This is a genomic window from Campylobacter concisus (assembly GCF_902460575.1).
Taxonomy (GTDB): Bacteria; Campylobacterota; Campylobacteria; order Campylobacterales; family Campylobacteraceae; genus Campylobacter_A; species Campylobacter_A concisus_AW.
Window position 1 is genome coordinate 378649 of the sequence record NZ_CABPUY010000002.1, and the last position, 21602, is coordinate 400250.

Here is a 21602-nt window from a genome sequence, read left to right on the forward strand (position 1 = left end):
GATGGCAAGGATAGGATTTTTAAGCCACGCTGATATGAGCATACACTTTTTTAGACGCCCTATCATGCAGGCTTTAAAAGATATGGGGCATGAGGTTTTTGCTATCGCTCCAAAAGGAAATTTCACTAATGAGCTTGCTAAAAGCTTTCACACCGTCACCTACGAGCTTGATAAGGCGAGCCTAAATCCACTAACCGTGATAAATAACTCAAAAAAACTATCTCAAATTTTAGGCGAGCTAAATTTAGACCTGCTGCAAACTGGCGCTCATAAGTCAAATGTCTTTGGCACGTTTGCTGCTAAAAACGCTGGCATAAAGCACGTGATAAATTTGGTTGAAGGCCTTGGTAGCTTTTATATCGATGATGATATTAAGACAAAGGCCGTGCGTTTTGTTATGGAGAGCCTTTATAAGCTCTCTTTTGCAAAAGCTGATGCTTGTATCTTCGTAAATGACGCAGATCCAGACTATCTGATCTCTAGAAATTTGATAGATAAAAGCAAGGTGTACCGCATAAAAAGTGTCGGCGTCGATACTGCTAAATTTGACCCAGCTATCACGCAGGCAGCTGATCTTGGCGATAAAAAGGTGGTTCTCATGATCGCCAGAGCCATGTGGCACAAGGGCGTTCGTGAATTTTACGAGGCAGCAGAAATTTTAAATGGCTATAAAAACTGCGAATTTGTCTTTGTGGGCGAGGGCTTTGCTGGCAATAAATCAACCGCAGACGAGAGCTTTTTAAAAGGTGGTAAAGTGCGATATCTTGGCGCTAGAAATGACATACCACAGCTTTTAAAGGCTTCTTACTTACTGGCTTTGCCAAGCTACAAAGAGGGCTTTCCAAGAACGGTTTTAGAGGCGATGAGCATGGCTAAAGCAGTCGTTGCAAGCGACGTGACAGGTTGCAATGAAGCTGTAAGAGAGGGCTACAACGGGCTTTTGTGCAAGGTAAAAGACGCAAGTGATCTTGCTGGTAAGATAAAAATTTTACTTGATGACGAAGCACTTTGCGCTAAGCTTGGAGCAAATGGCAGGGACTGGGCAGTTAGTGAGTTTGACGAGAAGCAAATCGCAAAAAGATATATAGAAATTTATAGGAAATTTATAGATGTATAGAAATTTTTTAAAGAGGGTGATTGACATTTTAGGAGCTTTGTTTTTGCTCATTTTAACATCGCCTATCATCATAGCGACAGTGGTCTTTATCTATTTTAAGGTAAGCCGTGATGTCATTTTTACACAGGCAAGACCAGGGCTAAATGAGAAAATTTTTAAAATTTATAAATTTAAGACGATGAGCGATGAGCGTGACGCAAATGGCGAGCTCTTGCCAGATGATCAGCGTCTTAGTAAATTTGGCAAACTTATCCGCTCTCTTAGCCTCGATGAGCTGCCACAGCTCTTTAATGTGCTAAAAGGCGACATGAGCTTCATTGGACCAAGGCCGCTTTTGGTCGAGTATCTACCCATCTATAACGAAACGCAAAAGCACCGCCACGACGTGCGCCCAGGTATCACGGGTCTAGCGCAGGTAAATGGCAGAAACGCCATAAGCTGGGAGAAAAAATTTGAGTACGACGTCTATTACGCTAAAAATTTAAGCTTTATGCTTGATGTAAAGATCGCTTTGCAGACCATCGAAAAGGTGCTAAAAAGAAGTGGCGTCAGCAAAGAGGGGCAGGCGACGACGGAGAAATTTAATGGCAAAAACTAAGAAAATTTACATCTACGGAGCGAGCGGGCATGGGCTTGTGATCGCTGACATCGCTAGAGATAACGGCTATGATGAGATAGTTTTTTTAGACGATGCTAGTGAGCGTAAATTTAGCCCAGAGCTTGAAAAAGCTGACATCATAATAGCCATAGGTGATAATAAAACAAGGCAAAAGATCAGCCAAAAGGTGGAGGATGTTGGTTTTGGGATAGTAAATTTGATCCATAAAAGTGCGGTTGTGAGCGAAAGCGCTGTGATAGAAAAAGGCGTAGTGGTCATGCCAAATGCCGTGATAAACGCAAAAGCTCGCATAAAAGAGGGCGCTATCATAAACTCTGGCGCAGTGATAGAGCATGAGTGTGTGATAGGCAAATTTGCTCACATCAGCCCAAATGCAGCCCTTGCTGGAAACGTTAGTGTTGGCGAATTTACGCATGTTGGCATTGGCTCAAGCGTCATTCAAGGCATAAGCATCGGCAAGAACTGCATCATAGGCGCTGGTAGCGTGGTTGTAAGAGATATAAAAGATGGCATAAAGGCGTATGGCGTGCCTGCATGCGAGCGTGCTAAGATATAAATTTAAAAATAAGTGCTAAAATCTCCAAAAAATCACGAAAGGTATGAAAATGGATAGGGTTTTTTTATCTCCACCAAATATGAGTGGAAAAGAGCAAGAATATATAAAAAAAGTTTTTGAAAGCAACTACATAGCGCCACTTGGCGAATATGTCAATAAATTTGAAGATAGCATAAAAGCTTACACTGGCGCCAAAGATGCACTTGCACTATGCGCTGGAACTGCGGCACTTCACCTAGCACTTCGCGTCCTTGGTGTAAAAGAGGGCGATTTTGTGCTAGCTTCTAGCTTTACTTTCATGGCTTCAGTCTCGCCGATACTTTATGAAAAGGCAACTCCAGTCTTTATAGATAGCGACGAGAGCTGGAATTTAAGCCCAGAGCTACTTAAAAAAGCGATATCAAATTTACCTAAAAAGCCAAAAGCGCTAGTCGTCACTCATCTTTACGGACAAGCTTCAAAGATGAAAGAAATTTGCGAAATTTGCCAAAATGAAGGCATCGCTTTGGTTGAAGATGCAGCTGAAGCACTTGGTGGATTTTACGGCGGCAAGGCACTTGGCACATTTGGCGTGATGGGCGGATATAGTTTTAATGGCAACAAAATCATCACCACTTCAGGTGGCGGCATGCTAGTTGGAGATAGCGAATTTGTAGAAAAAGCTAGATTTTACAGCACGCAAGCAAGAGAGCCTTTGCTTCACTACGAGCACAAAGACTACGGTTACAACTACCGCTTAAGCAACGTTTTAGGCGCTATTGGCGTGGCTCAGATGGAAGTTTTAGAAAAGAGAGTCGAGCAAAAGAGAAAAGTCTTTGAAATTTATGAAAAAGAGCTTGGCGATATTTTAGAATTTATGCCAGAGCTGCCAAATTCTCGTGGCAACAGATGGCTCACAACCGGCGTTTTTGCTAAAAAAGATGCACATTTAAAAGTTATAAAAGCACTAGCTGACGCAAATATCGAGAGCCGCCCACTTTGGAAGCCTATGCACTTGCAGCCTGTCTTTAAAGGTGCGTTAAGCTTTGTCGATGGATATAGCGAAGATCTATTTTCAAGAGGAATTTGCTTGCCAAGTGGCAGCGATATGAGCGAGCAGACACAAGAAAGAGTGATAAAAATAGTCAAGGAAAATGCGTAAATGTTTCATGCAACGAAGTTAAAAAGGCTCGTATTTTTCCTTCTTGGTGATGTTTTTATATTTGTTTTTTCGATATATGCAGCATATCTTTTAAGATTTAACGCCGACATCCCAGATATCTACGTGCAAGGACTTTTTGTAACGGCTGGATTTTTGATCGTATTTAAGCTCTTTTTCATGTGGATGTTTAAAATTTACAAGGTGCCATGGAGATTTTTTGGCTTAAACGAGGCACGTAAAATTTTCCTAGCTCACGTTTGCGCGGCGATCTTATTTACGATCGTGTTTTTCATCATACAAGATTTTTTAAATCCTTACCCAAGAAGCGTTATCTTTATCGACCTTCTCATCTCATGCCTACTTATCGGGCTTTTGAGAATTTCAAAACGAATGGTGCTTGACTTTTCAAACAGACCTCACAAAGGCGAGCCTTGTATCGTTATAGGCGCAACCTCAAAGGCACTTCACGTCTTACGTGGCTTAAAGCAGGGCTATCTTGACTACTATGCAGTTGGTGTGGTAGATGGCAGAAGCGACCTTGTTGGCACATATTGTGATGGATTTTTAGTTCAAGATAAAAAAGATATACCAAGCCTTATAAAAGACTATGACGCAAAGACTGCTATCATCGCACTTGCGCTCGATCAAGACGAGCTTCAAGCTTTGGTTGATGAGCTAACTGGATATGGCATAAGAGATATGAAACTCTTTTCACTTATCGAAAATGAGCCGATCAAAGATATTTCGATCGAAGATTTGCTCGCTAGAAAGCCAAAAGACCTTAATCCAGAAGCCATTTCAAATTTCTTAAAAGATAAAAGAGTGCTTGTCACTGGAGCTGGTGGCAGTATAGGAAGCGAAATTTGTAAGCAGTGCTTGAAATATGGCGTAAGTGAGCTTATAATGGTTGAACACAGCGAGTTTAACCTTTATAAAATAGGCGAAGATACAAGAGATAAAAGAACTGTTAGCAAGCTCGTAAATATCACAAATTTAAAAGACTTTGAAGAGGTTTTTGAAGAATTTAGACCAGAGATCGTCATCCACGCAGCAGCTTACAAACACGTGCCACTTTGCGAGCTAAACCCTCGCTCAGCAGTTGAAAACAACATCCTTGGCACAAAAAATGCAGTCGATCTTTCTAAAAAATATGGTGCTAAGAAATTTGTCATGATCTCATCAGACAAGGCTGTGCGCCCAACAAATATCATGGGCACAACCAAGCGTGTTTGCGAGCTTTATGCGCTAAATTCAAACGAAGCAGGTGTCTGCGAGATAGTTTGTGTGCGCTTTGGTAACGTCCTTGGCTCAAGTGGCTCAGTCATACCTAAATTTAAAGCGCAGATCGCTGCAAACAAGCCTTTAAGCGTCACGCACCCAGAGATCACAAGATACTTTATGCTTACATCTGAAGCGTGTCAGCTAGTCCTTCAAGCAGCCTCTATCGCAAAAGGCGGAGAGCTTTTCGTGCTTGACATGGGCGAGCCAGTTAAGATCGTCGATCTTGCTAAAAAGATGCTTCTGCTTTCAAACAAAGAGCATCTGGGTATCGAATTTGTGGGGCTTAGACCTGGCGAGAAGCTTTATGAAGAGCTACTTATCAACAAAGATGACGTTCAAACTAAGTATGAGTCGATCTTCGTGACACACTCACAGCCATACGATCTAACCCTTTTAAATTCACAGATAAATGGGCTTTTACAGCTTGAAGATGACGAGGTAGCGCCTGCTCTTAAGGTGATCGTACCAGAGTTTAATCATGCATTAAATTTAAAAGGCTAGTTTTGGTTATAAAAGATATTAAGAGATTTAGTGACACGAGATATAAGGCAAGGGCGTATATCTGCTATTTATTTAGTAGAAATTTGCCAAACAGACTGCCTGGAGTGTGCTTAGAAAACATAAAAGCTGGTTTTGATAAGATCAGCCACGAGATAGAAAATTTTGACGCACTATACATTTTAGATGAAAATGGCATACAGATCGAAGACTCGATCAGCCTAAATGAAAAGTATAAAATTCCAAAAGGCGAAAACCGCGCAAACAAGGCATACTACTACACCGCTGTGCGCGAGAAAAGGTGCGTTTTAAGCGATCCATATCCATCAAGTCTAAATGGAGGTTTATGCGTCACAGCAAGCGTGCCTATCTATAATGAAAAAAATGAGCTTAAATTTATCGCCTGCATTGACATAAGCCTAGAAAATATCCTAAATATGGTCGATAGCGGCTTTGTCGAGGAGCATTTTGGTAGATTTTTAAAGACAGTTTATGCACTCTTTTGTGCATCGCTTTTTATGATCTGCGCATTTTTATTTTGGCACGGCGTAAAGAGCTTTATCTCAAAGAGTATCGAGCATATAAATGTCGAAGAAATTTTTGAATCAACCATTATTTTAACGCTAGCTCTTGCCATTTTTGACCTTGTTAAGACGATATTTGAAGAAGAGGTTTTGGGCAAAAATCACGAAGAAAATAGCGTTATTTATAAGACGATGGTTAGATTTATCGGCTCTATCATCATCGCACTTGCCATTGAGGCGCTTATGCTTGTGTTTAAATTTGCTATCACAGCACCTGAAAATATCATAAACGCTATCTATCTAATAGGCGGCGTGGCGATGCTGATGGCGGCACTTAGCTTTTATCTCTTTAGTGTAAAAAGACAAGAGAACAGATGATTGCTATTATTGACTACGGTGCTGGCAACATCAAAAGCGTGATAAATGCTTTTAAATTTCTTGGACATGAGTGCGTTTTAGTAAGTGAGCCCGAGAGTTTAAAAGAGTACTCTCATATCGTTTTACCAGGCGTTGGAGCTTTTGGTGAGGCGATGAAAAAGCTAAAGATGAACGGCATGGATGAGGCGATAAAAGAGGCTGTAAAAAGCGGAAAAGCCTTTATAGGAATTTGCCTTGGCATGCAGCTTTTGTTTGAAAAAAGCTTTGAATTTGGCGAGCATGAGGGGCTTTCTCTTTTGCCAGGAGAGGTCGTTAAATTTGATGAAGCTAAATTTGATAAGCCACTAAAGATCCCACACGTTGGCTGGAATACGCTTAGCTTTAAACAAAATGGCCCTTTAAATTTAGGGCTAAAAGAGCTTGAGTATTTATACTTTGTGCATAGCTACCATGTAATCTGCGATGATAAATTTGCACTTGCAAAGACAACTTATGGCTATGAGTTTACAAGTGCTGTGCAGCATGAAAACGTCTTTGGTTTTCAGCCTCATCCAGAAAAAAGCCATGAGGTTGGGCTTAAAATTTTAGAAAATTTTGCGAGGTTGTGATGGAAATTTTCCCAGCGATAGATCTAAAAGAGGGGCAAGCAGTTAGGCTTAGTAAAGGGCTCATGCAAAGCGCTAAAATTTATAGCAGTGAGCCAAGTGAGCTTGCTAAGAGGTTTGAAGGTTACGGCGCAAAATGGCTGCATGTAGTTGATCTTGACGGAGCATTTGCAGGAGAAGCTATAAATTTTAAGACTATCGAAAAGATAGTGAAAGCTACAAATTTAAATGTGCAAGTTGGTGGCGGCATAAGGGATGAAGAGCGTATAAAGCGCTATTTGGACCTTGGAGTTAGCAGAGTGATCCTTGGCTCGGTTGCCCTTCGTGATCCAGAATTTACAGCAAAAATGGCTGGAATTTACAGGGTCGTAGTTGGCATAGACGCAAAAGATGGCTATGTGGCAGTGCAAGGCTGGGGTGAAGTTTCAAATATAAAAGCGGTCGATCTTGCAAAAAAATTTGCAGATGTGGGTGTAGAAGCTGTGATTTGCACCGATATTAACAAAGATGGAATGCTTGGCGGAGTTAATGTTGATTTTAGCTTGCAAATAGCTAGAAGCAGCAAACTTGAGACCATAGCAAGTGGCGGTGTGAGCGATATAAACGACATTTTGGCGCTTAAAGAGACAAATGAGATCTCTGGCGTGATCGTTGGTAAAGCTTACTATGAGGGACGACTTGATTTAAAAGATGCTTTCAAACAAGTTGGCTAGCGTTAAAGCTTTTATAAATTTTAATTAGCTAGAATAGGGCAATTTTTACTAAAAGGATATTATGTGAAGATTTTGGTTGTAGATGACAGCTCAACAATGAGAAGGATCATAAAAAATACTTTGCAAAGGTTAGGACATCAAGAAATTCTCGAGGCTGAGCACGGGCTTGAAGCTTGGAATATCTTGACACAAAACGAGGGTATTGAGGTTCTTATTACTGACTGGAACATGCCTGAGATGAACGGTCTTGAGCTTGTTAAAAAGGTAAGAGCTGAGCAAAAATATGTTGATATGCCTATCATAATGGTAACAACAGAGGGCGGAAAAGCCGAGGTTATAACAGCTTTAAAAGCAGGTGTTAATAACTACATCGTTAAACCTTTTACGCCACAAGTTTTAAAAGAGAAGCTTGAAGACGTTCTTGGTTAATGAAAGATAAATTTTACGAATTAAGCATCAAAACATCAAATTTTTATGATGAAATTTTAGAGTTAGTTTTTTCTTTTGGGGTCACCTGTGTAGAAGAGCTAGATCATGAGATCATCATCAGGGAAGAGTATGATCTAAAAGATATAGCTTGGGGTGTCGAAGAGTATACAAAAGGGCTCTCTAGTGTTCGTAAAATTTCAAATGATTTAAAAATTTCTCTTAATTTAAAAGAAAATAAAGACTGGCTAGGCGAATATAAAAAGGCAGTTAAGCCTATTTTGGTTGATAAAATTTATATTAGACCTAGCTGGGAAGAGCCACTTAGAGGTGTAACAAATATCATAATCGACCCAGCTCTAGCTTTTGGCTCAGGGCACCATGAAAGCACAAATTCTTGCTTGCAACTTTTACAAAAATATGCAAAAAGTGGTGATAGCACTTTAGATGTGGGATGCGGAAGTGGGATATTAAGTATTGCATTAGCAAAGCTTGGCTGCAAGGTCGATGCCTGCGATACAGACGAGCAGGCCACGCAAAGCTCGCTTAGCAATGCCCAGCTAAATGAGGTTAAATTTAATAAAATTTGGACAGGTTCTATTGCAAATTTAGAGCAAAAATATGACATCGTCGTAGCAAATATCATTGCTGATGTCATTTTTATGCTCTCAAATGACTTGAAAAAATCGCTTAAAAAAGGCGGCTATTTAGTATTGTCAGGAATTTTGAACAAATACGAAGATAGAATTAAAGATACGTTTAAGGATTTGGAGCTAGTTGAGATAAAACAGGCTAATGATTGGGTTAGCTTTGTTTATAAGGAAATAGATGAATAATCAAAATAATAACCAAAATAATGGCGATAATAACGGATTTTTTAACAAAAATCCCATTTTTATCTTTGCTATTTTTGCGATAGTTATAGTTCTAGCTTTTAGAAGCTTTGGTGGCGACGGACTAGGCGGTACTTTTGGGCTTGGCAGCAACGCTCAAAGCAAGATGGTGGCCTACTCCGAATTTAAAGATATGCTAAAAAATAAGCAACTAAATGAGGTTGCGATATCTGAAACCACGATAAAAGGCGTTGGTAATGACAAAACCATCTACCTCGCAAAGCGCATAAATGATCCAACGCTCATTGGCATACTTGAGCAAAACGGTATAACTTACAGCGTTTATAGCGAAAATAACTGGTTTGGAGATCTTATATTTTCATGGATCATACCGGTGTTTATATTTTTTGCTATTTGGATGTTTATCGCTAGTCGTATGCAAAAGAATATCGGCGGTGGCATACTTGGCATAGGAAGTGCGAAAAAGCTTATAAATTCTGAAAAACCAAAAGTTAAATTTGACGATGTTGCAGGCGTTGAAGAGGCAAAAGAAGAGGTTCAAGAGATAGTTGATTATCTAAAGAGCCCAGATAAATACCTAAGACTTGGAGCTAAAATTCCAAAAGGTATTTTGCTTGTTGGCCCTCCAGGTACTGGTAAAACGCTTCTTGCAAGAGCTGTTGCAGGCGAGGCTAGCGTGCCATTTTTCTCTATGTCAGCATCAAGCTTTATCGAAATGTTTGTTGGCGTTGGTGCAAGTAGGGTTAGAGACCTTTTTGAAAATGCAAAAAAAGAGGCTCCAGCGATTGTATTTATAGATGAGATCGATGCGATCGGTAAGAGCAGAAATTCTGGTCCGATGGGTGGCAATGACGAGAGAGAGCAAACGCTAAATCAGCTTCTTTCTGAGATGGACGGCTTTGATGCGGACAAGTCGCCAGTCATCGTCATAGCAGCTACAAATAGACCCGAAGTTTTAGATGCTGCACTTTTAAGACCGGGTAGATTTGACAGGCAAGTGCTTGTTGATAAGCCTGATTTTAAAGGACGTTGTGACATCTTAAAAGTCCATATGAAAGATGTTAAAATCGGCAAAGATGTAAATATCGAGGATATTGCAAGGCTTACTACTGGTTTAGCTGGTGCTGATCTTGAAAATATCATAAATGAGGCGGCACTTCTTGCAGGACGTAAGTCAAAGACTTTTGTAGAGCAGGCTGATCTAGTGGAGGCTGTCGAGAGATCGATAGCTGGTTTAGAGAAAAAATCACGCCGCGTAAATCCAAAAGAGAAAAAGATAGTCACTTACCATGAAAGCGGCCATGCCTTGGTAGCTGAGCTAACAAAAGGTGCAAAAAGAGTAACAAAGGTCTCAGTCGTACCACGCGGTCTTGCAGCGCTTGGCTATACGCTAAATACGCCTGAAGAGAATAAATTTATGATGCAAAAGCATGAACTACTTGCAGAAGTGGATGTACTTTTGGCTGGTAGGGCTGCTGAAGAGGTATTTATAAAAGAGATATCAACTGGAGCTAGCAACGATCTAGAGCGTGCAACTGATATCATAAAAGCTATGGTTAGCATGTATGGTATGAGTGATGTTGCTGGTCTTATGGTGCTTGAAAAGCAACGCGCGACATTTTTAAACGGCGGACAAAGCATAAAAGACTATAGCGACAAGATGGCTGAAAAGGTTGATGAGTTTGTAAAAGCACTTCTTCATGAGAGATATACAGCTGTGCTTGGTCTTCTTGAAATTTATAAAGGTGCCATTGAAAACATGGTTTCGGCACTTTATGAAGAAGAGACTATCGAGGGAAAAAGAGTTAGAGAGATCATCAAAAACTACGAAGAAGAAAATGGTCTTGAAAGCAGGCTTGTAGAGCTTGAAGAAGAGGAAAAAGGCAAAAAAGAGGAATAAAAATGAGTGGCTACATCGCAAAAGCAGGGTATAAATTTATATTATTCTTTTTGATTTTATTTGCTATATCTGCATTGTTTGGTATTGCGCCACTATTTTTTCTAGCGCTGCTTCTTTTAACTCTATATTTTTTTAGAGACCCTGAAAGAGAGCCTTTTACTGATGATAAACTAGCCTTACTTTCGCCTATAGATGGTAAGATAAAAGAGATCAGCGTTTCAAATTTTGATGATAAAGAGGTAGCTAAGATAGTTATCTCAAAGCCATTTCTTGGTGTAGGCACGCTAAGAGCTATAAGCGATGCTAGCGTCACTGAAGTTAAAAAAAGGCATGGGCTCTTTTTATGCCAGGCTATGAAAATTTCAGAGATGCTAAATGAAAGAGCGATAATTCGTTTTGAAAAAGGAAATATTAAATTTGCTATGAAGATCATAGCTGGAGTTTTTAGTAGAAGTTTAGAAATTTATAACATTACCAGTCTAAAAGCCTCTAGAAAATTTGGCTTTTTAGGAAGCGGCGAAGTGATTTTATACTTGCCAAGAGATACTAAAATTTGCGTAAGTGTTGGCGAGAGCGTTAAAGCTGCTTCACTTCTTGGATACTTTGAAGAGGAAAAATAAAATGAATAGCATACAAAAAATGCAGTTAATGTATATATTGCCAAATTTATTTACCGCAGCAAGCGCTTTTTTGGGCGTCATAAGCATTATTTCATCTATTCAGGGGAACTATTTTAAAGCTATTATTTACATCATTCTTTCACTGATTTTAGACGGACTTGATGGACGCGTGGCAAGACTTACAAAGACTACAAGTAAATTTGGTGTGGAGTTTGATAGCCTTGCAGACCTTGTAGCATTTGGTGTGGCTCCAGCGATTTTATTTTATCTAACAGTTGGTGCAAAATTTGGCAGATTTGGTGCGCTAATAGCAGCTATGTTTGTAGTCTTTGGAGCTATTAGACTTGCTCGTTTTAATGTCACTACCGGCACATACGAGCCAAATGTTTTCATCGGACTTCCTATACCATCAGCAGCGATTGTCAGTGTGCTTTGGATCGGCATTTATGTAGACTACACGTTCTTAGAGGGTTTTGAGTGGTGCTTGATATTGCTTGAAGCAGTTTTAGCTATCTTGATGGTTAGCAACATCCGCTACCCAAGCTTTAAAAAGATGAATTTAAAACAAACTCATGTTATACGGATTTTAGTAGCACTTGTAGTTGTTTTTTCTATGCTTTATCTATATCCATTCGAGAGCGCAACTTTAGTAATGAGTGTTTACGTGCTTTATGGTATTATTAGGGCGGCTATAATGTTTAGCAAAAATCACAAAAAAAAGGAGAGCGAATGAGCGAAAATGGCATAATAAAATCGCGTAAATTTTTACCAAAAATCGAAATCAAAAACTCTCTACTGCTGCTACTTAGGTAGCAAATTCTTCTTTACTTAACTCATTAAATTTAAATACAAAAAATCATAAAAGGACAAAAAATGGATAAAAATAAAATTATAATCTTTGATACGACTTTAAGAGATGGCGAGCAAAGCCCAGGAGCTTCTATGAACACAGCTGAAAAGCTACAGATCGCACTTCAGCTTGAAAGGCTTGGTGTGGATGTGATGGAGGCTGGATTTGCAGCGGCTAGCCCAGGGGACTTTGACGCGGTAAATCAGATCGCAAAGCAAGCTTCAAACATCACTGTCTGCTCGCTTGCACGTGCTGTTGAGCGTGACATCAAGGCAGCTGGCGAAGCATTAGCTCCAGCAAAAAACAAAAGAATTCACACTTTCATAGCAACAAGCCCGATCCACATGCAGTACAAGCTAAAAATGAGCCCAGACGAGGTGATCAGGCGTGCAGTTGAGGCAGTGCAATATTCAAAAACATTTTGCGATGACGTAGAGTTTAGCTGCGAGGATGCATGCAGAAGTGAGATGAGCTTTTTAAAAGAAATTTGTGACGCAGCGATAAACGCAGGAGCAAAAACCATAAACATCCCAGATACGGTTGGCTACTTGTATCCAGAGGAGATCACAGCTCGCATTAGCGAAATAGTAAAATTTATAGGTGGTAGAGCGGTAGTTTCAGTGCATAACCACAACGATCTTGGCATGGCAACAGCAAATTCACTAGCTGCTATAAAAGCTGGTGCAAGGCAGGTTGAAGGTACGATAAATGGCATCGGCGAGCGCGCTGGAAACGCTGCACTTGAAGAGATCGTGATGGCTATAAAAACTCGTCAGGACGTCTTTGCTCCACTTTACACAGGCATCATCTCAAAAGAAATTTATCCAACTTCAAGACTGATCGCTAGCATCACAGGCATCGAGCCACAGCCAAACAAAGCAATCGTTGGCAAAAACGCCTTTGCGCACGAGAGTGGCATCCATCAAGACGGCGTACTAAAGCACAAAGAGACTTATGAGATCATCAGTGCTGAGAGCATCGGCTTAGAGAAAAACTCACTCGTTCTTGGCAAACACAGCGGCCGCCATGCGTTTAAAGATAAGCTTGCTAGCCTTGGATTTGACCTTGATAGCGATGCGCTTAATAAGGCGTTTGAGAAATTTAAAGACTTGGCAGATAAGAAAAAAGAGATATTTGACGATGATATCAGAGCGCTTGTTGCAGAGGAGATCACCAAGATCCCGCAAGCTTACGAGATCACAGGCTTGCTTCAAAGTAGCGGCGGCAGCTTAGCAAGTGCCTCTATGAGCATCAGGCACAACGACGAGATCGTTAGCGACTCAGCCCTTGGCAATGGCACAGCAGATGCGATATTTAAGGTAGTTGATCGCATCAGCGGCATTAACGGCACGCTCAAAGACTACAAGGTCACAGCTGTTTCTCAGGGCAAAGACGCTCTTGCAAAGGTCGATGTAAAGGTTGAGTTTGAGGGCAAGACAGCCGTAATGGGTCACGGACTTGATATCGATACGATGATGGCAAGCGCTAAGGCCTATGTCGGCGCACTAAATAGCTACCTTCGCATCCATAAAAACTAAAATTTTAGCTGGCTGCTAAATTTGCAGCTGGCTAATTTAAATTTAGCTACTCTTTAAATTTACTGCGTTTTTCAAATTTTAAAATTCCATTCACTCGCAAGAATTGACTACTAAAATTTGGCTTCGCTTGTAGCTTAGCTCAAATTTTAGAGCCGAAATTACTCGTTCATGAAATTCGTAAATTTAAAACTTTGCTTGCTCGTTTGAGCAGGTTTTTAAATTTAAAATTTACTAAACACTTTTGTAGTCGCAAGAAGTAAATTTCTACATATCCAAGAATTTAAACAAATATCCTAAAATAACTAAAAAATTTAAAGGAAATTTCATGCAAAGTAAGCTTTTTACGCCGCTTAAGATAGGTGACATCGAGATCAAAAACCGCATTATCATGGCTCCGATGTGCATGTATGAGGTCAAAAAAGAGGATGGCCGTCCAAGGTGCTTTCACAAGCTCCACTACGCTACAAGGGCGATCGGCGGTGTTGGCATGATCATCGTTGAGGCGACGGCTGTGGAGGCGCGCGGCAGGATCACCAAAAAAGACCTTGGGCTTTGGAGTGACGAGCAGATCGAGGCTCACGCGGAGCTGGTAAAAGGCTGCAGTAAATATAGCGCCAAAATGGCCATCCAGCTTGCTCACGCTGGTAGAAAGGGCACTTGTGAGGGCGTCATCGCACCAAGTGCTATCAAATTTAGCGATGAATACGCCACGCCAAAAGAGATGAGCACTGGAGATATCGCAAGCGTTAAGCAAAGCTTTGTGGATGCTGCCATTAGGGCAAAGAGCGCAGGATACGAGGCTGTGGAGATACACGCGGCGCATGGATATTTGATAAATCAATTTTTATGCGCTGGCACGAACAAGCGAAGTGACGAATACGGCGGCACATTTGAAAACCGCATAAGGCTGCTGCTTGAAATTTTAAGAGAGATCAAAGCTGGCGCTAATATCACAGTTGGTGTGAGGATAAGTGCAAGTAGCTGGCTTAAGGGCGACTGGGAGGTAGAGGAGAGCGTAAAACTAGCGCGTGAGCTAGAGAAAAATGGTGCTGACTTTATCCATGTTTCAGCTGGCGGAGTCTATGCAAAGGTTGATAATGCGCCTAAATTTACGCCTCTTTATCAGGCTGGCTACGCAAAAGCTGTGAAAAATGCAGTCAAAATCCCAGTCTTTGCAGTCGGTCTTATCACAAAGGCTAGCGAGTGCGAGGCATTGCTGCTTGGCGATGTTTGCGACGGCGTGGCGCTTGGCAGGGAGCTACTACGCAACCCATATTTTGCTTTTGGCGCCATGAAAGAATTTGGCGAAAATGACAAAATAGAAAACGCCTATAAAAGGGCATACTAAAATTTACGGCAAGGTGAGAGCCTTGCCAAATTTCATTTTTCTTAAATAAAATCACTAAAATTTACTTGCTATTTTTTCTACACAACAAATACAAATTTATATTTTTATAGCTATAAAATCGCACTTATTTTAAATTTTTACCTGAAATTTATATTTAAAATTATAATATTCAATTTCAAAATTAGACTATAAACTAAAATAGTAATTTTAATAATCAAACTAGGAGGAGAAATGAGATTTAAGGGCTTATTTAAGCTCTCTCTTGCAGCAAGCGTGGCAGTTTGTGCAAACGCAGCAGACGAGAGCGTGCTAAGTGGCGTTGAAGTGACAAGCAGCAGTGGCGGATACGGCGTTGATGACATCAAAATTTCAACTAGAAATGCTGGCCTAGCAAAAGACGTGATGAGGGACATCCCTGGCGTCTATGTGGGCGGCACAAACGGCATGAATCAAAAAATTTATATGAGAGGCGTAAGTGACCGCGGTCTAAATATCACGATAGATGGCGCGAAACAAAATGGAAATACTTTTCACCATAACGCCGACTTGCTGATCGATCCTGATCTCATAAAGGCAATAGACGTCGAGGTTGGCTCAAGGTCAGTCGTAAATGGCTCTGGCGCGCTTGGTGGCTCAGTCGCCTTTAAAACGGTCGATGCAAAAGACTTGCTAGAAAGCGGCGAGAAGATCGGTGCAAAGATAAAGACAGGATACGCCTCAAATAACAGCGAATTTTCTCAAGGCCTTATGCTTTTTACTGCCCCAGTTGAAGGGCTTGACTTTATAGCAGCTATTAATCACAAGGGCTATGACTATGGCAAAAGTGGTAATAAAAGAAAGATAGGCGGCGATGGCAACGACCTTAGCTATCTTCTAAAGCTTGGTTATAGCTTCCTTGATGCACATAGAATTTCTATCTCAAGAGAGCATAATGAATTTAAGGGTCTTTACCCTTTAAGAGCAGAATTTGGCAGCTGGTATAGTGGCTCAAATAGTGTCGATAACCGCAAGTATGAGCGCGACACAACAACGCTAAAATATGAGTATAAGCCAAGCGATCTTTTAAATTTGGACGTAACGGCTTATAACACAAGACATCAAAGGGTCGATGATTCAAAATGGGGCGTAGAGACGAACGGCATAAATGCAAAGGCCAAAAGTGTAGTAGAGAGCGGCGCTTTGACGCAGACTTTTAGATATGGTGCTGAGTTTTATCAAAGTAAAAATTTCAACAAACCAGACAATCACTACCCAGAAAAGGTAAATAACTACTCAATATACGCAGAAGATGCGCTAAATTTTAGCTCGCTAACCGTTACTCCTGGTATCAGATACACTCATCACGAGCTAAAAAGCTACGACGGCAGAGCTGGAAATGTAAAGAGCTACACATATAAATTTAACGAATTTACCCCAGCGCTTGCGCTTGATTATGAGATCATTAAAGGGCTTAACGCATTTGCAAGCTATGCGAGGGTCTTTAGAGGGCCTGACGTCATGGAGTCGATGATGGCAAGTGGAAGTAGTAGGGGCAGGGCTTTAAACTGGGCGGCAAATAAAGACCTAAAAGCGACAACTGGCAATAGCTATGAAACCGGTCTTAAATACCATGGCGACATAAGCGAAGCTAGCTCATATAGCCTATCTGCAAAATACTTCATGACAAAATATAAAAATTTAATAGTCGATAACAACGCAGCAGGTGGCGGTATAAATCAAACTCTAGTCAGGATAAACGCTGGTGGGGCCGATATAAGCGGCGTTGAGCTACTTGCAAGGCTAAATTTAGACGCACTAAGCCTAGCTGCTAGCTATACTCACCAAAAGGTAAAATATAAAGATAGGGTTGCAAAATCAAATGGCAGCTACTACACCTCAAACATCATCGGCTACCGAGATCAGGGCGATAAATACACATTTAACGCCGAGTACGCATTTTCAAGGATCGATACGCTAATAGGCTACAACCTAATCTACTTTGCCTCGAAAAATACCATCTCAGCTGGCGATAATGAAAATGTCAAGATACCAAGCTATGCAGTTAGCGATATCTACGCTACCTATGCGCCAAGCAGCGGTAAATTTAAAGGGCTTGAGATAAATGCTGGAATTTACAACCTTTTTAACAAGGCATACGCTTCGCAGTCCCAACGAACGGCTAATTATACAGGCGATCCAAACTACGTAGACTGGGAGCCAGGTAGAAATTTCAAAGTAAACGTATCTTATAAATTTTAGCTTTATGGCAAGGTGAAAGCCTTGCCAAATTTCACTTTTACACAGCCCATTTTTCACGCCACGCTTTTTGCTGTTTGATTTAAATTTAATATAGTATCATTTGTGCAACTAAACTTTCAGGGGAGAAAATGAGGCAAAAGCACTTTGAAGTGGCAATTATTGGAGCGGGCATTAGCGGGACGGCACTCTTTTACGAGTTGGCTGCATTTAGCGATATAAAAAAGGTCGCGCTTTTAGAAAAATATGACGGCGTAGCTACGCTAAATTCAAGTGGCAAGGGCAACTCGCAGACCATCCACTGCGGCGATATCGAGACAAACTACACGCTAGAAAAGGCAAAAAAGGTCTCACAAGTGGCAAATATGCCAGTAAAATACGCCCTAAAATACAACCTAGAGGGCAAATATATGTTTGCTCATCAAAAGATGACACTAGCCATCGGAGATGCCGAAGTAGAGCGCATCAAGGAGCGATATGAGAGTTTTAAAGAGTTATTTCCTTATCTTGAAATTTATGACAAAGAGAAGTTAAAGCAGATCGAGCCAAATGTCGTTTTTGACGCAAATGGCAATGAACGTCCTGAAAATATCATCGCAATAGGCGCGCAAAATGGCCAGTACACTACGATGGACTTTGGCGGCGTGGCAAATTCGCTCGTGCAAAATGCGCTAAATTTAGGCGGAGATGGCTATGAGATCAGCTTAAGCTCAGAAGTGACTGATATGAAAAAGGTGGGCGATGCCTTTCACATCAAGATAAATGACGGCGAGGTGATCACAGCAAACTACGTCGTAGTCGATGCTGGAGCACACTCGTTATTTCTAGCTCACAAGATGGGTTATGGGCTACATCTTAGCACGCTACCAGTTGCTGGAAGCTTTTACTTTGCTAACAAGCGCCTGCTAAACGGCAAAGTCTATATGGTGCAAAACGACAAGCTGCCATTTGCCGCACTCCACGGCGACCCAGATATCCTAGCTAATGGCAACACTCGCTTTGGTCCAACTGCCCTTGTCATACCAAAGCTTGAGAGATTTCACGGCTGTTCTAGCTTTTTTGACTTTTTAAAGTGCTTAAAATTTGACAAAAATGTCCTTGAAGTCTTTACAAATTTACTAAAAGACGAGGATATAAGGTCCTATATACTAAGAAATTTCTTATTTGAAGTGCCATTTATCAACAAAAAAGAATTTGTTAAAGACGCTAGAAAGATCGTGCCAAGTCTAAGCGAAAATGACCTAAGCTACGCTGTAAATTTTGGTGGCGTAAGGCCGCAGGTGATCGACCGCAATAAAAAAAGGCTCGAGCTTGGTGAGGGCAAGATCAGCACAGGCGAGGGCATAAGCTTTAACATGACGCCAAGCCCGGGGGCTACTAGCTGTTTTGAAACGGCGAGGGCTGATATGGAGGAAATTTGCAAATTTTTGGGCAAAAATTTCGACGAAGATAAATTTAACGCCGAGTTTTTTGGGTAGAAAATGGGAGTGTTTGATATTTTTAAAGGAGGTGCAGATATGCCAAAAACAGCACAACAAAGAAAAGATGAGAACATAAAAATTTTAAAGCAAGAGGGCATAGCGGTGCTTGAGAGCTTGCCGCTTCGCTATGAAAATAGCGAGGTTACGCCAAGAGATATTGACGAGATAATAAAGCGCGCAGTTTGCTCATTTACAGCGATCATGTGTGCTTGCACGATCCGTGATGAGGGCTCTTTGGGCAAAGAAAATATGGCGTGGGCAAAGAGCTTTTTAGGTGAAGCTTACGACGGACTAAGTGTAAAAGAAAAAGAGGTCGTTGAAGACAGAGCCGATATGGACACGGCTGTGAATATGGGCTGGAAATATGAGTCGCTTTGGATCTTACTTTGGGCGCTTGGCATAGCTGAAGATATCGGTCAGATGGATAAAATTTGCGACTGTGAGTTTGTGATGAATGTCTTTAGAGAGGGCGGGCTAAAAAGCCGTTCAAAGCTTCGCAGTATGGATGAAATTTTAAGTAAGCTTGATCTAGTTTATCGCTATCACTGGGCGTGTGTAAATGCAAGAGTAAATGGCACAAAGGCGGCTGGACTTGACGAAGAGGTCGTTATGGAGAGGCGAGCAGGGCTTGAGTGGCTATGCTGCAAAGGGCAAGAAAATGACGATTTGAGCGCTGAGTTTAACTGCTGGGACTATCCTGATCTAAACACTTGATCTAAGAAATTTTAAGCTCAAATGAGCTTAAAATTTATCTTAATGTAAATGCTATAGGAAAGCGAAGATAGCGAGCTTCTTTTGGTTTTGGAAACTCAGAGCTCGCTTTTTACTTGCCTTTAATAAGTGGCTAAAATGCTCGTAAATGTCGCAATAAGTGTTAAGCAAATTTAACTAGCTTAGCGCGGCTTAAACGGTAAAAAACTAACTCTCAAGGCCTAAATTTGCTCTGTATTCTTCGTATGTGCCTTTAAAATCAACGACTTCGCCATTGCCTTTTAGGTGCAAAATTCTATTTGCAAAGGCGTCTATCAGCTCTCTGTCGTGGCTTACGCAGATGACTGAGCCATTAAAGTTGTAAAACGCCTCGCCAAGCGCGATGATAGCCTCAAGATCGAGGTGGTTGTTTGGCTCGTCCATGACAAGTAAATTTGGCCTATGAAGCATGAGCTGAGCTAGTCTTACTCGGTGTTTTTCGCCACCGCTTAGCGCTCCGACTGCTTTTTCTTGCTCGGCACCGCTAAAGAGCATCCTGCCAAGGCACTTTCTGATCTCGTCGATGTCCTTGTTTTTGGCATCTTGCAAATATTCATAAAGCTTTAGCTCGCCATCTATCTTATTTACCGTATCTTGTGCAAAATATCCTAGCTCGATAGTCGCGCCTATATGCACCTCGCCCGCGTCAGGCTTTATCTCGCCCATTATGATCTTACAAAGTGTGCTTTTGCCAACGCCGTTGTGGCCGATGATAGCTAGCTTATCGCCCTTTTCGAGCTTAAAGTTAAAGTTTTCAAATATCACTTTATCATCAAATTTCTTACTTACATTTTTAAGCTCAATTAGCTCATTGCCTATCTCGCGGTTTGCACGAAACAGAATACTTGGATCACGCCTGCTTGAGACTGCGATCTCTGCTATGTCTAGCTTTTCAAGCTGTTTTGCACGTGAGGTCGCCTGCTTTGCCTTGCTCGCATTTGCTGAAAATCTCGCGATAAATTTCTCCAGCTCCTCTTTCTCTTTTAGTTTCTTATCGCGCTCCATCTCATGCTGCTTTGCGATCAAATTTGCAGCCATATACCAGTCGTCGTAGTTGCCTGAAAACTCGCGAATTTTCTTAAAATCCACATCCAAAATATTTGTACAAACTCTATTTAAAAAGTGCCTATCGTGGCTGATAACGACAAGCGTGCCCTCGTGGCGGTTTAGCTCGTTTTCTAGCCATGCGATCGCGTCTATGTCAAGGTTGTTTGTTGGCTCGTCTAAGAACAAGATATCTGGCTTTGGAAATAGCACTTGAGCCAGCAAAACCTTAACTTTATCTGAGTTTTCAACCTCGCTCATGAGCTTATCAAATTCATTTAGTCCAAGCGAGCTTAGGATTTTTTCTATCCTAGTCTCGTACTCGTAGCTTGGGTCTTCTTCAGCGCTTATCATCTCAAGCTCGCTTAAGCGCTCATTTATCTCATCTGTAAATTCCTCGCTCATATAGAGCTTTTCTTTCTCTTTGACAGCGTCATATAGGCGTTTGTTGCCATAAAGCACCGCATCTTTTAGAGTGAAATTTTCAAACGCAAACTGATCTTGCCCAAGCACGCCAACCTTTAGTCCATTTTCTATGATGATCTCGCCGCTAGTTGGCTCGATAGCTCCGCTTAAAATTTTTAAAAATGTCGATTTGCCAGCGCCATTTGCGCCGATTAGTCCGTATCTGTTGTGGCGATTTAGCTTTAAATTTACATCCTCAAATAGCAAACTGCTTGCAAATCTTTGAGTAAGTCCCCTAACTTCTAACATTATTTTTCCTTGAATTTATTTTTTGCGATTTTGCCTAAAATTTGATTAAAAAGCCATTTTGCTACTTTAGTCTAAAATACCCCGTGATCTTATGCGAGCGGTATTAAACGCACCTGCGATAGATGTTTTTAAGCCCAATTTTTAGGATAGCTTGCGAAATTTCTACTCATATCTTCAAAAATGAGCCTTTGCAGATCCATATCCTGATGACGTAGCGCCCTTACCACAACGTCGGTGCAAACGCCCTTTTTGATATCCACGTCGCCCATTGGGTAAGCAAGCCTTTCGTAGCTTGGATCGTAACTTAGAGTCACACCTATCTGCGACCTAGCGTCATTTACAAATTTACTCGCCGAAAAGGCAAAAATTTGCGTGGCAAAAAGAGCTAAAAGTAGAAATTTCTTCATTTT

Annotated in this window: 20 protein-coding genes; 18 read left to right on the plus strand and 2 right to left on the minus strand. The window is 41.1% G+C overall.

The features are described from left to right. Position 1: 1 nt before the first annotated feature. From pglA to F3G76_RS05890, 18 genes are all read left to right on the plus strand, one after another. Entirely contained in the window at positions 2–1117 is a 1116-nt protein-coding gene (gene pglA / locus F3G76_RS05805) for a N,N'-diacetylbacillosaminyl-diphospho-undecaprenol alpha-1,3-N-acetylgalactosaminyltransferase (protein ID WP_149706179.1), read from the plus strand. Beyond that, complete coding sequence (pglC, locus tag F3G76_RS05810; RefSeq protein ID WP_149706180.1) at positions 1110–1715, plus strand: undecaprenyl phosphate N,N'-diacetylbacillosamine 1-phosphate transferase; 606 nt, start codon at positions 1110–1112, stop codon at positions 1713–1715. The genes pglA and pglC overlap by 8 nt, the downstream gene beginning before the upstream one ends. Next, a complete protein-coding gene (gene pglD / locus F3G76_RS05815; RefSeq protein WP_149706181.1) occupies positions 1702–2292 on the plus strand; it encodes a UDP-N-acetylbacillosamine N-acetyltransferase in 591 nt (196 codons plus the stop codon). Before pglC ends, pglD begins: the two co-directional genes overlap by 14 nt. Positions 2293–2341: 49 nt before the next feature. Continuing rightward, positions 2342–3433: a UDP-N-acetylbacillosamine transaminase gene (gene pglE / locus F3G76_RS05820; protein WP_149706182.1), complete on the plus strand. Its 1092-nt coding sequence runs from the start codon at positions 2342–2344 to the stop codon at positions 3431–3433. After that, positions 3434–5215 (plus strand): UDP-N-acetylglucosamine 4,6-dehydratase (configuration-retaining), encoded by a 1782-nt coding sequence (gene pglF, locus F3G76_RS05825; protein WP_103601582.1) that lies wholly within the window; start codon positions 3434–3436, stop codon positions 5213–5215. Positions 5216–5217: 2 nt separating this feature from the next. Further along, positions 5218–6114 carry a PDC sensor domain-containing protein gene (locus tag F3G76_RS05830; RefSeq protein WP_009294679.1) on the plus strand — a complete coding sequence of 299 codons (897 nt, stop codon included), beginning with the start codon at positions 5218–5220 and terminating at the stop codon, positions 6112–6114. Then, positions 6111–6722: an imidazole glycerol phosphate synthase subunit HisH gene (gene hisH / locus F3G76_RS05835; protein ID WP_149706183.1), complete on the plus strand. Its 612-nt coding sequence runs from the start codon at positions 6111–6113 to the stop codon at positions 6720–6722. Before F3G76_RS05830 ends, hisH begins: the two co-directional genes overlap by 4 nt. Beyond that, positions 6722–7432: a 1-(5-phosphoribosyl)-5-[(5-phosphoribosylamino)methylideneamino]imidazole-4-carboxamide isomerase gene (hisA, locus tag F3G76_RS05840; protein WP_149706184.1), complete on the plus strand. Its 711-nt coding sequence runs from the start codon at positions 6722–6724 to the stop codon at positions 7430–7432. The genes hisH and hisA overlap by 1 nt, the downstream gene beginning before the upstream one ends. A gap of 63 nt (positions 7433–7495) precedes the next feature. Further along, complete coding sequence (locus F3G76_RS05845; protein WP_002939933.1) at positions 7496–7861, plus strand: chemotaxis response regulator CheY; 366 nt, start codon at positions 7496–7498, stop codon at positions 7859–7861. Then, positions 7861–8694, plus strand: coding sequence for a 50S ribosomal protein L11 methyltransferase (locus tag F3G76_RS05850; RefSeq protein WP_149706185.1), 834 nt, complete (start codon positions 7861–7863; stop codon positions 8692–8694). Before F3G76_RS05845 ends, F3G76_RS05850 begins: the two co-directional genes overlap by 1 nt. Next, a complete protein-coding gene (gene ftsH, locus F3G76_RS05855; protein ID WP_103573197.1) occupies positions 8687–10612 on the plus strand; it encodes an ATP-dependent zinc metalloprotease FtsH in 1926 nt (641 codons plus the stop codon). Before F3G76_RS05850 ends, ftsH begins: the two co-directional genes overlap by 8 nt. Positions 10613–10614: 2 nt before the next feature. Then, positions 10615–11232 (plus strand): phosphatidylserine decarboxylase, encoded by a 618-nt coding sequence (locus tag F3G76_RS05860; RefSeq protein WP_149706186.1) that lies wholly within the window; start codon positions 10615–10617, stop codon positions 11230–11232. Position 11233: 1 nt separating this feature from the next. Then, positions 11234–11965 carry a CDP-diacylglycerol--serine O-phosphatidyltransferase gene (gene pssA, locus F3G76_RS05865; RefSeq protein WP_021086093.1) on the plus strand — a complete coding sequence of 244 codons (732 nt, stop codon included), beginning with the start codon at positions 11234–11236 and terminating at the stop codon, positions 11963–11965. Between the two features lie 140 nt (positions 11966–12105). Beyond that, the gene (locus tag F3G76_RS05870) at positions 12106–13620 is read left to right on the plus strand and encodes a 2-isopropylmalate synthase (protein WP_149706187.1); all 1515 of its coding nucleotides are present in this window, start codon (positions 12106–12108) and stop codon (positions 13618–13620) included. A gap of 325 nt (positions 13621–13945) precedes the next feature. Continuing rightward, a complete protein-coding gene (locus F3G76_RS05875) occupies positions 13946–14968 on the plus strand; it encodes an NADH:flavin oxidoreductase/NADH oxidase (protein WP_103644147.1) in 1023 nt (340 codons plus the stop codon). Positions 14969–15199: 231 nt separating this feature from the next. Beyond that, positions 15200–17206, plus strand: coding sequence for a TonB-dependent receptor domain-containing protein (locus F3G76_RS05880; protein ID WP_149706188.1), 2007 nt, complete (start codon positions 15200–15202; stop codon positions 17204–17206). A 128-nt stretch (positions 17207–17334) separates the two neighbouring features. Beyond that, complete coding sequence (locus tag F3G76_RS05885; protein ID WP_149706189.1) at positions 17335–18681, plus strand: FAD-dependent oxidoreductase; 1347 nt, start codon at positions 17335–17337, stop codon at positions 18679–18681. Positions 18682–18720: 39 nt separating this feature from the next. After that, a complete protein-coding gene (locus tag F3G76_RS05890; RefSeq protein ID WP_149706190.1) occupies positions 18721–19398 on the plus strand; it encodes a DUF4272 domain-containing protein in 678 nt (225 codons plus the stop codon). Positions 19399–19602: 204 nt separating this feature from the next. Here F3G76_RS05890 and abc-f read toward each other — a convergent pair whose 3' ends face one another. Next, the gene (gene abc-f / locus F3G76_RS05900) at positions 19603–21192 is read right to left on the minus strand and encodes a ribosomal protection-like ABC-F family protein (protein WP_103588329.1); all 1590 of its coding nucleotides are present in this window, start codon (positions 21190–21192) and stop codon (positions 19603–19605) included. 128 nt (positions 21193–21320) lie between these two features. Beyond that, positions 21321–21599, minus strand: coding sequence for a DUF1287 domain-containing protein (locus F3G76_RS05905; RefSeq protein WP_223227432.1), 279 nt, complete (start codon positions 21597–21599; stop codon positions 21321–21323). Positions 21600–21602: the final 3 nt, after the last annotated feature.